A 14615-nucleotide genomic window follows, 5' to 3' on the forward strand; every position below is an offset into this window, starting at 1 on the left:
ATATTACCCAACTATCTAAAGGCTACCTCCGGGTGGCCTTTTTCATATCTAGCGCTCAGCCAACAACCATCCACACATTAAACACTTTCTAGCTGAGAGTGGTTACGGCTGGGCGCTATCCACTATATAACCCCGCCTCGCTGGTGGAGGTGAAGGATGAAAAGAATGTACACACGTGCTGCCGATAACACCTTGCTCGCCGGTGGGCTTTCGTCATGGCTATTCAGCCTGATTAATTACTTCTCACCCAATGAGTGGATGGTTGTCGGCATTATTGTAGGCATTTTTTGCACTCTAGCGGGCCTTATCTCAGGGATTTATTTCCGCTGCCGTCGTGAGCGCTTATTGCGTGAGTGGATTCAAAGCCGCCAGGTTATGGCTGCTGCTCCGTTGGATGAGGAGCTAGACATGCTGGAGCGGGATTGATGGGGACTAAAACCAAACTCAGCGCTACGGTTCTAGCATTAATCCTCACCGGGGCCACAGCAGATAAAATCCTTGATCAGTTTCTGGATGAGAAAGAGGGCGTTCGAACTATTGCGTATCAAGATGGGCGTGGCATTTGGACAATATGCCGTGGTTTGACGCGCATTGAAGGGAAACCAGTCACCCGAGGGTTGAAACTTTCATACAGCCAGTGCAAACGTTATGACGCCGTAGAACGTGATAAAGCCATCGCTTGGGTTAAGCATAATGTGACAGTGCCATTATCAGAGCCAGCCATCGCGGGTATCGCTTCTTTCTGTCCGTATAACATCGGCCCCGGTAAATGCTTCCCTTCAACGTTCTATAAGAAGTTGAATGCTGGTGATACGAAGGGGGCTTGCGATGAAATCAAACGTTGGATATTCGACGGCGGTAAAGATTGCCGTATTCGTTCTAACAATTGCTTCGGACAAATTGAGCGGCGTGATCAGGAAAGTGCGCTGACTTGTTGGGGATTGGATGAATGAGCAAGATTAACCTAACGCCTGTATTCATCATTATCATCGCCGCCCTAGCATTTCTAACCGATTGCTATCACTCAAACGCAACTGAATATAAAAAACAGCGTGACGACAAAGTTAATGAGCTGAAGACGGCTAATGCCACCATCACTGATATGACAATCCGGCAGCGCGACGTTGCTGCTCTGGATGCCAAGTACACAAAGGAGTTAGCCGATGCGCAATCTGAAACTGACGCTCTACGCCGTAGGCTTGATGCTGGTGGCCGGGTGCTCGTCAGAGGCAAGTGTCCAATGTCCGCCGCAACCCAAACCGCCCGCCCCGCCCGCATGGGCCATGATGCCACCGTCGAACTCTCTCCTGCTGCTGGACGAAACGTTCTCGGTATCCGGGGCGGAATTATCAGCGACCAGGCAAAAATAAAATACCTTCAGGATTACATAAAGACACAGTGTGTTCCCTGAAATCTTAAATCGGAGGACAGACGAAATATTAGTTGTGATTTTTATCCACTCATCTTAGAGGAAGAAATAATGTACAAATCGATAAAGCTTTTGCTGGGGGCTCTTGTTGCGTCGGTAATGCTTATTCAGTCAGCTGCAATGGCCGCCCCGCCTAAATTTGTATACAGATTTGATACCCGACCACCCAGCGATATTTTTGTAAATGGGTTTACCAGTTGGGGTAATAATGAAAATGTTTTTGCTCATATAGGGGGTAGATCATGCATTCAGGTTGAAGGTTCGGAACGCGACTCAGCATTTATTGCCACAAGTTCAGATATCACCTGGAGTACTGCCCGGGCACTTCAGTTATCCATGCAGTCACCAGATCAACCGGTTTATCTTTACCGTATTCGTGCTGATGCAGGTTTTTATCCTGGCATGGAATCCCTGGATGCTTATGCAAGGGATAACCCTGAGGCCCGGATAAGTCCTGCAAATCGTACTGTTCAGGAAGAGGCTCATGAATATTTAGCTTTAAATCGTATTCTCCCGGAGAATATTGAAAGTGCAACCCGTTTTTATCAATGGCAAAATGAGGTATATCCTAATTCTGGCTATATTGCCAGAGATACTCATGCGAATAACTCTGCTTTCGGCTCGCAATCAGATGGCGTGATACACCGGTTTACGTGGGTTCTTCGTGCCATGCCCACGGTAGGTGCCTGCTTTGGTTTTTTTAGTGATAAGTCTCGTAACGATAATTCAGATAATGTGATTAGGCTTGAATCCTTACTTATTCCGGCCATTGAGTAGCATTACTGTGTATACAAATCAATGATAAAAACTTGTTGACAGTTAACCTAAGAAAAGTTGCCACTTTTCTATTGTCAAACTCGAAAAGCTTTTAATATAACTCCCGCAAGTTAAAACTGATGGTTTTACGTGGTAAATCATAAAATGAATCTTTTATTCCACCCGCCCTTAAATATCCAGTAAACAGAGGTATGTCAGATATGAAAATCGCTAAAATTTTAATTGCCTGTATTGCTCTTTCTCCATTGGCTTCATTTGCTGCCAGCACTGTCAGTCCGGACAGATCTACTGATCGCGCATGTGGTGCGTATGTATCCGAAATACGCGCCTACGCGGGTGACTATAGATATACCCTGGTGGATAAGGAAGGGAACAGAATAAGTGGATCAAACGTTGGCAGTTATGAAGCTACTGACGCGAATATAATTAAAATACTGAATATGTCTTATGTTTTAAATAAGTCTGTTTGTATTGACTGGGTTTATTATTCTACATACTGGCATATTGATGGAGTCGAAATTTTAAAATAAGACTCGTTCATCATTAATGTTTTATTGTTGGATTGATAAAACCGCCAGCGACTTTTTATAGCAATTCTATTTAGTATTAGTTTTTACGAGACTTCATCTTGTGTTGATAGCCTCGCATTCGCGGGGCTTTTTACATCTGCATTTCACCGCGCTTTCTCCGCGCAATAAAAAACCAAGAGCCTTTCGGGGTTGAGCTTGAGATAGGGCAGTGGTTATCGCTGACCGCTCTAGGGCATTACAGCAGGCATTCACTGGGTGCTTGTGATAATGTCGAATTGTGGTGAATGCGCAGGCTGCGGGGTTCCCAAGAGGCCATTAAACGCAGATATAACTTGCGGCAATCCTAAAGGACTGAATGCCGGAGAACAGCGCCGGCCACCACACCTAATTGAATTATCAGTGGATAGGGTAGCTCCTGAAAAGCGGCATCGTCACCGCCTGTCACTGATAACATGACGAGTAACTTAGACGAGGTTGTTATGAAAGCTCAGCTATTCACTCACGAGAATGAAGTTCTCGCTATGGCCCCTTTAGGAGAAGATGATCGAAACCTCTTCTCAACGCAAAGCGTTCAGGTGATTGAAAATGGCTTGAACGAAATACAGTGGGACTTCATTTTGCCAAACGGTAGAGATTGGCACTTCCGGCAGAAGGTTAGCTTACTGAGCGATGAATCAAAGCTAAGCGCATTTAAAGATTATATTCGCCGTATCCTAATGAACGCTTCTCGTGAAACCATGCTGGTCCTGATAGATGGGAAAGAGGTTTCTGTACCTTTCCATTATGAAGTGGAAACAGGAGGAAGGATGATTAAAATTCCTGAATTAGATGGCGAGTTTCACGACGCCACACAGCTCGGTGAATCTATACCGTCATTTGTCAGCGCTCGGCGCTAAGTAAATTTCCAAACACCATCAAGGTCGCTCAGGCGGCCTTTTTTATTGCGCCTCGCACGCGCACCATGAAGAGAGTCTTTCAGTAGTGAGCTTGGGTAATGCCGTGTGTTGTGGTTACTCTCGGCGGCGTTGCCGTGCGACAGGCTCACGTCTAAAAGGAAACGCACATGAAATATCAGCTCGCAAAATTATATCGCGGTGATCGTTTCTTCGGATATGGCATTGCAGTGGGTGGTTTGCTGCTTGAGGGGCAAGTTTCAACAAAAATAGAAACAGCTCCAAATGAGCTACCAATCGTTAATGCAATATTCAATCTCAGCAATGAGCATTCTGAAAATCAGCCGCGGATTGATTTAAACAATCCCAATGCATCAAATGAATTTCAAATTGCCATCCATTCCGATAAGCCACTGACCTTACCTCAGATTAATGAGCTGCGTGATACGGTAAATGACTTTCTTACTCGACATAACTTGTCAAAGGGTAGCGGATGGACGTCTTGATTGAAGGTGTGCGGTATGTCCCCTCAACATGCAATACCGCCCTTGTTGGGATAGTCATCACCACTCATAACCGCGCCGATGTTCTTTGTCGGGCATTGGAACAACATCACAAGTATTTACCTCCTGGTGCGCTGGTGGTTATTATTGATGATGGCTCAACACCTGCCGCCCTAGTTCCTGATGGTGTGAAGCTTATACGGCACGAAAAATCCCTCGGTATTGTGGCATCCAAGAATCGAAGCCTTGAAGCGCTGATGGATGCCGGGTGTGAACATCTATTTTTATGGGACGATGATGCATGGCCCATAGCTGATAACTGGCATATCCCTTACATCGAGTCACCTGAGCCTCATCTGGCTTATCAGTTTAAAGATTTGGCAGGGTCGAAGAAATTGAACGATATGGCCGAGCTGTATCGCGACAATATGCACGTTGCTTATACCGGTCAGCGCGGCGTGATGCTGTATTACCATCGCTGCGCCATCGAGAAGGTTGGCGGTTTCGATCCTATCTATGGCCGTGGTATGTATGAGCATCCTGATTTGGCGTTGCGCATTCATAACGCAGGATTAACCACATGGGCCTTTGCTGATGTAGTCGGCTCGGAAAAGCTGATTTATTCGCTCGATGAACATGAGCAAGTTAATCGTTCAGTCCCTCGGCCTGAGCGTGAGGCGTTGGTGAAACGCAACGTCGGCATTTATAACGGCCGCCGTGATACCGGATACACCGGTTTTGCATCTTACTCTCGAAATCCGAATCTAGTTCTCACCACGTTACTGACGAGCCAGCCAGACCCTCAGCGTGTTGTCAGTATGAAAGCGGATCCGCAACTGTTACAGGCGTGGGCCGATTCTATATCCGGCGCGCTGCCGATTGTCCTTGCTGACGAGTTGAAAGAATCGCCAACTGGCGCTGGCCTATTCGAGGTTCCTGCTCTGCGTATGAGTCCATACTTTGCTCGCTGGCTCCACATCTATCAATTTCTCCGTGCGCACCCTGAGTATCATCTTGTCTGGTGTACCGACGGTACCGATGTCGAGATGTTAAGTGAGCCATGGGATGAGATGGATCCCGGTAAGATTTACGTTGGTTCCGAGGCTAAGACATATTCGGAACCATGGATGAAGAAGAATCACCATGGGCAGACGTACCATTCATTCTTCGATAAGCATAAGGCTGACACGCTGCTTAATGCTGGCCTCCTTGGTGGATGCCGTAAAGATGTTATGGAGTATGCTCATCGCATTATTCGCCTGCACTACCGCATCGAAAGCCAAAGGTTCTGGGGTATTGAGAAAGCACCGCCTACATCCGTTGATATGGGCGCGTTCGGTATTGTCGCTAAGTCGTTTGGCGAACGTGTCGTTACCGGGCCACGCGTGCATACCGTTTTTAAGACCGATGGACTAGGGAAAGAAGTAGCTTTCTGGCGCCATAAGTAACCTCTATTAAATTTCTTTATTCCTCTTCGTGGAAGGGTTTCCTGTGCCTAAAAAAAGACCCATTGAAGAAAGGTTCTGGGAAAAGCTTGATAAGCGTGGTGCCGATGAGTGCTGGGTTTGGCTCGGCGCAACCATTAAACCGGGTGGCGGAAGACATATCAAACCTCAGATTTACGGGAAAATAGCGGGTTCGAGAACGCCTGCAGGTCGTGTTTTTTGGTCTTCTCACCGCCTTTCTTGGTTTCTGAAACATGGTGATATTCCGCCTGGCATGCTCGTTGACCATAAGTGTCATAACACTCTTTGCGTCAATCCCTCTCATCTCAGGCTCGTAACTCCAAAGCAAAACAGCGAAAACCGAGAGGGTCCCGCTATCACAAGGAATTCATCTGGAAAGCGCGGGGTTAGATGGAATCCTCAGGTTGGAAAATGGCACGCGTACTACAGCAATAACGGAAAGGCGCACTGCGTAGGCTTCTACGATGATCTTGAAGAGGCTGCTGAAGCTGCACGACGAGCCCGTAATAAGGTGTTTACCCATAATGATGCAGACAGATATTAAGTTTGTGGTAGTTGGGCATCACTCTCGCCGAAAAATGGCTCAACGACTTTATTCGTCTCTTGGCGCACATCATATTTTAACAGACGAGATTGGTGTTGGAGCAAATGAAATGCATCGCCGTGCGCTTGAGTGGGCCGCAGAGCAACCTTGCCGGGTGGTAGTGTTGGAGGATGATGCGCAGCCTGTCGGTGGTTTTACTGAGCAGGTGGGTGAATGGTTGGTACGTTTCCCTGATAACCTCATCAGCTTTTATCTGGGCACTGGCAGACCACCACAGTATCAGATGGAGATAGCCACTAAGCTGATTGTCTCTGATAAAACCAAAGCGGACTTCATCACCATCCCTAGGCTGATCCACGGTGTGTGCTACAGCGTCCCTCAACAACATCTCGCACGCGTGCTGGCAAGATGGGATAGCAGCAAGGCAGCAGACTATGCAGTAGGTGATGCCCATGGCGGTTCGGTGGTCTATCCGTGTTACTCACTCGTTGACCATGCAGACGGCCAGTCCGTTGAAATTCCACACGACAATATGCCTCGCTTGGAGCGGCGCAAGGCTTGGAGGCTACATGGCAAGATTAACAACGTTGAAGCCTCGACTTAAGGCTATCGATACATGCCGCCTAAAACCTGTATCAGGCGAGGCTCGTCGTATTAGTGGGAGCGCGAGAGTTGGCATGAAGCGCAGGATATATAAACGCGATGGTGGTCACTGCTGCATGTGTCAGCGCGTGGTTGACCTCTACGGTAGCCAGCTTGACCATCGCATCGCACTTCAATTTGGTGGCAGTAATGACGAGACAAATCTTTGGTCACTCTGCACTGATTGCCATGAGGGGAAGTCGGCGCGTGAAGCGGCAATGGGTCAGCCTGATGAGATGGCGCTCAAACTGCCGACGCCTGAAGCGATTACCCAAGGTTTTACAATCATCTGAGGTCATGGCTTCATAGGGCATTTTCAACCCTCGTGCCGTGAGCACCCAGCGCCATTAGCCCCCCTTGTTAGAGGCTATAGGGTGGGGGGGTATTAACAAACAACATCCCCTCTCGGTCTGGACACCTCGCCTTCTCTCACGCACAGAAAAAATCCCCTTATGGGAAAAGTTACACACCTAAAAAAGAGGTTGAAAATGATGCGATGTTGACAACCAAAAAAAAGAAGTTTGCTAGCGCAATTAAAAAAGGGCTTTCGTCAACCGAAGCCGCTATTTATGCGGGCTACAGTGAGAAAACCGCGCGAGTAAAAGGGTGTCAACTTGCAAAGGATATTGATGTAAAAAGATACCTAGAGCGGGTCAATAATTCTGTAACTTCTACGGCTAAAAAAGTTACACCAAAAGTTACATCAAAAGTCCCACCCCATAAGTCCTCAGCATCACGTCTTGAGATGACACCAGAAGGCATTCCTGATCCCATTAAGGCGATGGCGCAAATTCTGGAAAGAAACATTGATGTCGATCCCAAGCTGGCGCTCGATGCTGCCTTTAAGCTCGCGCAGTTTACGGTTCGAAAACCTGATCAGATGGGTAAAAAAGAACTCAAGAACGAGAAGGCTAAGACAATCGCCAATAAGTTTTCAGCGTTGCCAGCGCCTCAACTCACTAAACACTAGGGATATCAACGATGACTAAAAGTTTAGATCCAATTGATGTGCTAATGGGCATCATGAATGATAAATATTAGCCTATTGAACTACGACTCCAAGCTGCCGTGGCACTTATGCCGTATTTTCATATACCTCTTTCACCGATTGAGCCTGAGGGTGAATAAAACACTGGGTAGTCCAAGCAAGGCGCGGGCTAAAAAAAGGATACGTATTATGCTGTTGCAGGGGTGCTGCCACATAAACTTGCTGTAAACAACAAGGTGTGACCTATGACTGAATGGACTACTGCCTGCCATGACTGGGGAAAGCGTCTCGTTGAAAAAGCATCGATTATTCCTCCTCCGATATTTTCCGATCAGGCTGAATACGCGCTAGGTATATTTAAAGAACTTCGGGTTTCGGATTTGCCGGGCAAACCGACATTTGGCGAGTGCTCCGAACAATGGGTGTTCGATTTCGTCAGGGCTATTTTTGGCGGATATGAAGCTGAGACGGGAAAGCAGCTCATACGGGAATATGGTCTGCTTATCAGCAAAAAGAACACCAAATCGACCATCGCTGCTGGAATTATGCTGACCGCGGTGATCCTGTGTTGGCGTGAAGATGAAGAGCATCTCATTCTGGCGCCCACGAAAGAAGTTGCCGATAACAGTTTTAAACCCGCTGCTGGGATGATCCGCGCCGACGATGAATTATCCGATATGTTTCAAATTCAGGATCACATTAGAACCATCACCCACCGCAATACCCGCAACACGCTGAAGGTGGTTGCCGCCGATACCGATACGGTTTCGGGTAAAAAAGCGGGTCGCATTCTGGTAGATGAACTCTGGCTGTTCGGTAAGCGACAAAATGCCGAAGCCATGTTTATGGAAGCTCTTGGTGGTCAGGTATCGCGTGATGAGGGATGGGTTATTTTCCTCACCACCCAAAGCGATGAGCCGCCAGCGGGGGTTTTCAAAGAAAAACTGCAGTATTGGCGTGATGTTCGTGATGGAAAAATACCAGATCGTAAAACGCTGGGCATTCTCTACGAGTTTCCCGATGTGATGGTGGAGAGCAAAAAATACCTTTTGCCTGAAAATTTCTACATTACCAACCCCAATATGGGGCGATCGGTGAACGCGGAGTGGCTTGAAGACCAACTACGTAAAAACCAGACCAAGACAGATGGCACGCTACAACAATTCTTAGCCAAGCACCTCAATATTGAGATCGGCTTAAATTTGCGTAGCGATCGTTGGGCTGGGGTCGATTTTTGGGAGCAGCAAATACAGAAGGTGAGCTTTGAGGACATTCTCCTTCGGGCAGAAGTCATTACGGTGGGCATTGATGGCGGTGGCCTTGATGACTTACTTGGCTTTTGCGCGATGGGTCGGGATAAAGAGACCCGAGAATGGCTGTGCTGGTGTCACGCATGGGCGCATAAAATCGTGTTGACGCGGCGCAAAAGTGAAGCCTCACGATTATTGGATTTTCAGCGAGAGGGGGATCTGACGATTGTGGATATCGTGGGACAGGACACTGAGCAACTGGCCGATTATGTTGGCCGTATTCATGAGGCCGATCTCTTAGATAAGGTGGGCATTGACCCGTCAGGCGTGGGGTCAATACTTGATGCGCTTACCGAGGTGGAAATACCCGCTGAATCCGTTGTCGGTGTCAGTCAGGGGTGGCGACTCGGCGGGGCGATTAAAACCACAGAGCGTAAATTGGCTGAGGGTGTGCTTATTCACGGTGGCCAACCGATGATGGCGTGGTGCGTGGGTAACGCGCGCGTTGAGCCCAAAGGGAACGCCATACTGATTACTAAGCAGGCCAGCGGCAAGGGAAAGATAGACCCACTCATGGCGTTATTTAATGCTGTATCGCTGATGGCCTTAAATCCCGAGGCGAAAGTAAAAGATTATCAGGTACTTTTCATATGATAGACAGAATGATTAACGACCCGCTTATGGCGGGTTTTTTCATATCAGGAGGCAGTTAAATGACGCTTAATCGCGCCTGTACCCTCATGACGGTGAAATCGGTAAACGAGGATGAAAGGGTTATTACCGGTATCGCCTCTACGCCATCACCCGATCGGGATGGTGACATTCTTGAGCCAGAAGGGGCAACGTTCCGCAGTGATACACCGTTTCTTTGGCAGCACGATCGCCGTCAGCCCATTGGCACCTGTACACCTAAACGGGTGAAAGAGGGCTTGCAGATAACCGCAAAACTCGTCAAACCCACTCCCGATATGCCCTCTCAGCTTGTCGCCCGACTCGAAGAAGCATGGGCGTCAATTAAGGCCGGCTTGGTGCGTGGTTTATCGATTGGCTTTCGTCCCATTGAGTATTCCTTTTTGGACGAGGGAGGTATTCGCGTCCTGTCTTGGGATTTGCTTGAGGTCTCGGCGGTCACCATTCCGGCCAACGCCGAGTGTTCTATCCAGACCGTTAAATCGTTTGACCGTCAGTTTCTCGCCGCGACAGGCACAGGGAAAACGAGGGTCACCCCAAACCCATCAGCTGGCGCTACAGCAAAAAAAACTATCGAAATTAAAGGAAAAAGTATGAATATCGCAGAGCAGATCAAGAGTTTTGAAAATAAGCGTGCTGCGCTGGCGGGCTCACTCAATGACATCATGAGCAAAGCCGCTGATGAAGGTCGCACCCTCGACCTTGAGGAAACCGAGCAATACGACAATGTTTCCGCTGAAGTGAAATCTGTGGATGAGCACTTAAAGCGACTTCGTGATATGGAAAATAACATGGCTTCGACAGCGAAGCCTGTCGCTAAAGCGGCGGGAGGTGAGGTTTCCGTTGTGGATAACCGTGCGCCAGCCATTATTAAAGTTGAGCCGAAGCTTGAAAAGGGTATTGCATTTGCGCGCTTTGCAAAGGCACTTGCTGCCGCTAATGGAAGTCGTTCAGAAGCCTTGGAAATTGCAAAGAAACAGTATCCGCTTGATTCAAAGCTTCATCATGTATTGAAGGCTGCGGTGGGGGCAGGGACGACAACAGATCCTGCTTGGGCGGGTAGCTTGGTTGAATACCAAGAATATGCCAATGACTTCGTTGAGTTTTTGCGCCCGCAGACCATCATCGGTCGCTTTGGGCAGGGCAGCATTCCGTCTCTACGTCAGGTGCCGTTCAATATCCGTATCCCAGCGCAGACCTCGGGCGGCTCGGCTAACTGGGTCGGTCAAGGGAAAGCCAAGCCACTGACCAAATTTGATTTTGAGTCGATCACCTTCGGGTTCTCTAAGGTAGCCGCCATCGCGGTGCTCACTGACGAACTGATCCGCTTCTCCAACCCAGCCGCAGATGCGCTGGTACGAAACGCATTGGCTGAAGCGGTCATTGCACGCTTGGATACTGATTTCATCAACCCCGCTAAAGCTGAAGTCGCCAACGTATCACCGGCGTCCATCACTAACGGTATTGACGGTATTCCTTCCACCGGCGACCCGGACGCAGATGCCGAGGCGGCCTTTGGTCAGTTTGTGGCGGCAAACCTGCAGCCAACGGGTGGGGTTTGGATCATGTCCAGTACAAACGCGCTGGCGCTTTCAATGAAAAAGAATGCGCTAGGTCAGAAAATGTACCCAGAGATGACGCTGTTGGGTGGCACATTCCAAGGTTTACCCGCCATTGTGTCTCAGTATGCGGGTACTAATCTGACCCTGCTGAATGCGCCGGATATTTATCTGGCTGATGATGGCGGCGTGGCGGTGGATATGTCACGTGAAGCGTCACTAGAGATGGAAAGCGATCCTACCGGTGACAGCGTGACACCAACAGGGACTGAAATGGTTTCCATGTTCCAGACTAACAGCGTCGCTATTCGTGCCGAACGCTGGATCAACTGGAAACGCCGCCGTACCGCCGCTGTAGCCGTCATTTCAGGCGTTAACTACGGCTCAATCGCGACCAGCTAACCAATCGGGAGGGCGGGGAGCACCCCGCCATTTTTATGGCAAAGATCAGATACCGTCAGCGCACCCATGACGCCGCGCCGGGTGATGTGAAAAACGTTGATGATCCGTGCGCGAAGGTGCTGGTGCTACTGGGAAAGGCTGAGTACATCTCCGCCCGACGCCCTGGTGGTCAGAAAAAGAAGAACGTTAACGCGGAGGCTGGCTGATGTGGAATCCCTTTAGACGAAAAGAGAAAGCGTTACAGTCGCCCTCGTCCCATGGCTGGATGACCCTATTCTCGTCGCCGAAAGAGCCATTTCCGGGCGCTTGGCAGCAGGGGGTAGAGGTCAGTAACGCCTCAGTGAAGGCTTACTATGCTGTCTTTTCGTGCATTTCGTTAATCGCCAGCGACATCTCAAAAATGTCGCCAAAGCTGAAAGCAAAAGGCTCTGATGGCGTATGGAAAGACACGCAGGATACCAAGATAGATAAGCTTTTTAATAAACCTAATGCATTCCAGAACCGTATTCAGTTTTTGGAGGCGTGGATCAACGCCAAGCTGTGTCATGGCAATACCTATGTCTTGAAGGTGAAGGACTCCCGGGGGCATATTCTTGAATTGCGTATTCTTGACCCCGATAAAGTGACACCTCTGGTGGCTGATGATGGTTCTGTTTTCTATCAAATCAATCCCGATAATATCAGCGGGCTGCCTGCTCAGGTGACGGTTCCCGCGCGTGAAATCATCCACGACCGTTTTAACTGTCTGTTTCACCCTTTAATTGGGGTATCACCGATTTATGCCTGTGGCATGGCGGCGATGCAGGGCGAGAGCATCTTAACCAGTTCGGCCTTTTTCTTTAAAAATGGCGGAAAGCCCAGCGGTGTTATTACGGTGCCGGGCAATATTAAAGATGCCGACGCCCGTAGAATAAAAGCGGAGTGGGATGCGGGTTACACGGGTGCCAATGCGGGTAAAACGGGATTGATTTCCGGTGGTGCATCTTATCAGTCCGTCATGATGAAAGCCGTTGATGCACAAACCGTAGAGCAACAAAAACTTTCCGCTGAAATGGTGTGCTCTACGTTTCATGTTCCCGCTTATAAAGTGGGCGTGGGTGAAATGCCGTCCTACGACAACATCGAATCCCTCGAACAGCAGTATTACTCGCAGTGCCTGCAGGTCCTGATCGAATCGATAGAAGTTCTTCTGGATGACGCCTTTGAGCTTGACGGGAAAAGAGGTGTTGAGCTGGATATCAGTTCGCTGCTGCGAATGGACAGCGAGCGTCGAATGAAAACCCTCGGTGAGGGGGTGAAGAACACCATCCTAACGCCAAATGAAGCGCGTAGAAAAGAGAATCTACCACCTGTATTAGGGGGCGATTCGCTGTATTTACAGCAGCAGAACTTTAGTCTTGAGGCGCTAGCGCGCCGTGATGCATCAGACCACCCGTTTGAAAGTCCAACCAGTCAGCCTCCTACGCCGCCTATTGAGCCTGAAACCAAGGCTATCTCTGATATAGAGCTGATGGCGGTGAAGGCGATGGTGAGGGGGATTATCGCAAAATGACAGAACGTGAAATCGCTATACTAAAAGCCATCAGTGAAGAATTTAGCACCGCGCTCTCGGTATTCCGTGAGGATATGGAGAGTAAATTCACTGCGCTAAAAAAAGAGGTTGAGGAGGTGCACTTAACGCTGCATAAGGCGGTTGCGGATATTGATATACCGCCTGAGCCTGATATTTCTGCACTGGCGAAAGCCGCCGCTGCGCAGATTGCCTTACCCGACACACCGAGCATTGAGGAGATTATTTCACAGGTTCAAAAAAATCTTGAGCCTCTACCTGCATCCGCTTTGTTGCCGATGTCGGACGCGCTGAAAGCCGAGGTTGAGGCGTTGGTTGTTGAAGCTGTAGCAAACATACCGCCGCCATCGGTGCCCGAGCTTCCTGATATCCAGGGGTTAATTGACGCAGCTATAGCTCAGCTTCCTCCACCTGAGGCGGGTAAAAGCGTGACGCTGGAGGAGATTAAACCTTTGCTTGAGGAGATGGTGTCCAGCGCGCTCAATACCCTACCGATGCCCAAAGATGGCAAAGATTACGATCCCTTGGTGCTCAAACAGGCCGTTGCCGACGCGGTGAGTGAAGCCGTTGCCGTCCTACCCGCTGCCCTGCCGGGTAAAGATGGCGAAGACGGTCGTGATGCGCTGGCGCTCGAAATTCTTCCGTTTATCGATGAGGCGAAAAACTATCCGCGCGGGACTTATGCAACCCACCTTGGTGGACTCTGGCGGGCATTCGAAAAAACTCACGGCATGCGCGGCTGGGAGTGCGTCGTGGATGGTGTGGCGGGAGTGGAGATCAATCGCGCAGAAGAGCGCGGTTTTACACTCACGGTTAAGCGTGCCAGTGGTAGTTGTGAGACAAAATCGTTTGATATGCCGGTCATGATTTATCGTGGTGTATTCCGTGCAGAGAAGGATTATCACCCGGGGGATACGGTCACTTGGGGCGGCTCTTTATGGCATTGCGATGAATATACACGAGATAAACCCGGCGATATTGACGCGAAAGGGTGGACGCTCGCCGCGAAACGGGGCCGTGATGGGAGGGATAACCGATGATTGAATTAGTGGGCCTTGACGAGGTTAAGGCGCATTGCCGTATTGATGGGGATGAGAGCGACGATGATTTAGTAGGCAAAATACGTGCCGCCAGTGCGGCCATTATCCGCTATTGCCAAGGTAGTCGAGACGATATCGTGGATAAAAACGGGGAGCTCATTGACGGCGAGGCATTGTGTTTGGCCCAAGAGGCCACGTTGAGGTTAGTTGGGCGTTTGTATCGCGATCCGGATGGACGGGATACGGCTGATCTAAGTCGAGGCGAACTGCCAAACGATGTCACGATGCTGATTTATGATCTGCGTCGGCCCACCATTATTTAGAATTTTGTC

At 49.2% G+C, this 14615-nt stretch carries 18 protein-coding genes; all 18 read left to right on the top strand.

What is annotated here, in order from left to right:
- Window positions 1-165: 165 nt before the first annotated feature.
- The 18 genes from AB3Y96_RS11150 to AB3Y96_RS11235 all read left to right on the top strand — a co-directional run bounded on the left by AB3Y96_RS11150 (window position 166) and on the right by AB3Y96_RS11235 (window position 14606).
- The gene (locus AB3Y96_RS11150; protein WP_367299200.1) at window positions 166-426 is read left to right on the top strand and encodes a phage holin; all 261 of its coding nucleotides are present in this window, start codon (window positions 166-168) and stop codon (window positions 424-426) included.
- Window positions 423-953, top strand: coding sequence for a lysozyme (locus AB3Y96_RS11155; RefSeq protein ID WP_367299201.1), 531 nt, complete (start codon window positions 423-425; stop codon window positions 951-953). Before AB3Y96_RS11150 ends, AB3Y96_RS11155 begins: the two co-directional genes overlap by 4 nt.
- Window positions 950-1411: a lysis protein gene (locus tag AB3Y96_RS11160; protein WP_072307709.1), complete on the top strand. Its 462-nt coding sequence runs from the start codon at window positions 950-952 to the stop codon at window positions 1409-1411. Before AB3Y96_RS11155 ends, AB3Y96_RS11160 begins: the two co-directional genes overlap by 4 nt.
- A 69-nt stretch (window positions 1412-1480) precedes the next feature.
- Window positions 1481-2206 (top strand): hypothetical protein, encoded by a 726-nt coding sequence (locus AB3Y96_RS11165; protein WP_367299202.1) that lies wholly within the window; start codon window positions 1481-1483, stop codon window positions 2204-2206.
- 200 nt (window positions 2207-2406) lie between these two features.
- The gene (locus AB3Y96_RS11170) at window positions 2407-2736 is read left to right on the top strand and encodes a hypothetical protein (RefSeq protein WP_367299203.1); all 330 of its coding nucleotides are present in this window, start codon (window positions 2407-2409) and stop codon (window positions 2734-2736) included.
- 479 nt (window positions 2737-3215) lie between these two features.
- A complete protein-coding gene (locus tag AB3Y96_RS11175; protein WP_367299204.1) occupies window positions 3216-3632 on the top strand; it encodes a hypothetical protein in 417 nt (138 codons plus the stop codon).
- Window positions 3633-3799: 167 nt separating this feature from the next.
- Window positions 3800-4135: a hypothetical protein gene (locus AB3Y96_RS11180; protein WP_367299205.1), complete on the top strand. Its 336-nt coding sequence runs from the start codon at window positions 3800-3802 to the stop codon at window positions 4133-4135.
- Window positions 4123-5580, top strand: a complete 1458-nt coding sequence (locus tag AB3Y96_RS11185; protein ID WP_367299206.1) for a glycosyltransferase family 2 protein — start codon at window positions 4123-4125, stop codon at window positions 5578-5580. The genes AB3Y96_RS11180 and AB3Y96_RS11185 overlap by 13 nt, the downstream gene beginning before the upstream one ends.
- 43 nt (window positions 5581-5623) lie before the next feature.
- Window positions 5624-6142, top strand: coding sequence for an HNH endonuclease (locus AB3Y96_RS11190; protein WP_367299207.1), 519 nt, complete (start codon window positions 5624-5626; stop codon window positions 6140-6142).
- On the top strand, window positions 6123-6746 hold the full coding sequence (locus AB3Y96_RS11195) for a hypothetical protein (RefSeq protein WP_367299208.1): 624 nt from the start codon (window positions 6123-6125) through the stop codon (window positions 6744-6746). The genes AB3Y96_RS11190 and AB3Y96_RS11195 overlap by 20 nt, the downstream gene beginning before the upstream one ends.
- Entirely contained in the window at window positions 6712-7077 is a 366-nt protein-coding gene (locus AB3Y96_RS11200) for an HNH endonuclease (protein WP_367299209.1), read from the top strand. Before AB3Y96_RS11195 ends, AB3Y96_RS11200 begins: the two co-directional genes overlap by 35 nt.
- Window positions 7078-7280: 203 nt before the next feature.
- Entirely contained in the window at window positions 7281-7754 is a 474-nt protein-coding gene (locus AB3Y96_RS11205; RefSeq protein ID WP_279078531.1) for a terminase small subunit, read from the top strand.
- A gap of 263 nt (window positions 7755-8017) precedes the next feature.
- The gene (locus AB3Y96_RS11210; RefSeq protein WP_279078529.1) at window positions 8018-9676 is read left to right on the top strand and encodes a terminase large subunit; all 1659 of its coding nucleotides are present in this window, start codon (window positions 8018-8020) and stop codon (window positions 9674-9676) included.
- A gap of 59 nt (window positions 9677-9735) precedes the next feature.
- A complete protein-coding gene (locus tag AB3Y96_RS11215; protein ID WP_367299210.1) occupies window positions 9736-11673 on the top strand; it encodes a phage major capsid protein in 1938 nt (645 codons plus the stop codon).
- 35 nt (window positions 11674-11708) lie between these two features.
- Window positions 11709-11879, top strand: a complete 171-nt coding sequence (locus AB3Y96_RS11220) for a hypothetical protein (RefSeq protein WP_367299211.1) — start codon at window positions 11709-11711, stop codon at window positions 11877-11879.
- Window positions 11879-13225, top strand: a complete 1347-nt coding sequence (locus AB3Y96_RS11225; RefSeq protein WP_367299212.1) for a phage portal protein — start codon at window positions 11879-11881, stop codon at window positions 13223-13225. The genes AB3Y96_RS11220 and AB3Y96_RS11225 overlap by 1 nt, the downstream gene beginning before the upstream one ends.
- On the top strand, window positions 13222-14283 hold the full coding sequence (locus AB3Y96_RS11230) for a phage gp6-like head-tail connector protein (protein WP_367299213.1): 1062 nt from the start codon (window positions 13222-13224) through the stop codon (window positions 14281-14283). The genes AB3Y96_RS11225 and AB3Y96_RS11230 overlap by 4 nt, the downstream gene beginning before the upstream one ends.
- Window positions 14280-14606 (top strand): head-tail connector protein, encoded by a 327-nt coding sequence (locus tag AB3Y96_RS11235; protein WP_279078518.1) that lies wholly within the window; start codon window positions 14280-14282, stop codon window positions 14604-14606. Before AB3Y96_RS11230 ends, AB3Y96_RS11235 begins: the two co-directional genes overlap by 4 nt.
- Window positions 14607-14615 lie beyond the last annotated feature (9 nt).

It is taken from the genome of Hafnia alvei, from assembly GCF_964063325.1.
Classification (GTDB): domain Bacteria; phylum Pseudomonadota; class Gammaproteobacteria; order Enterobacterales; family Enterobacteriaceae; genus Hafnia; species Hafnia alvei_B.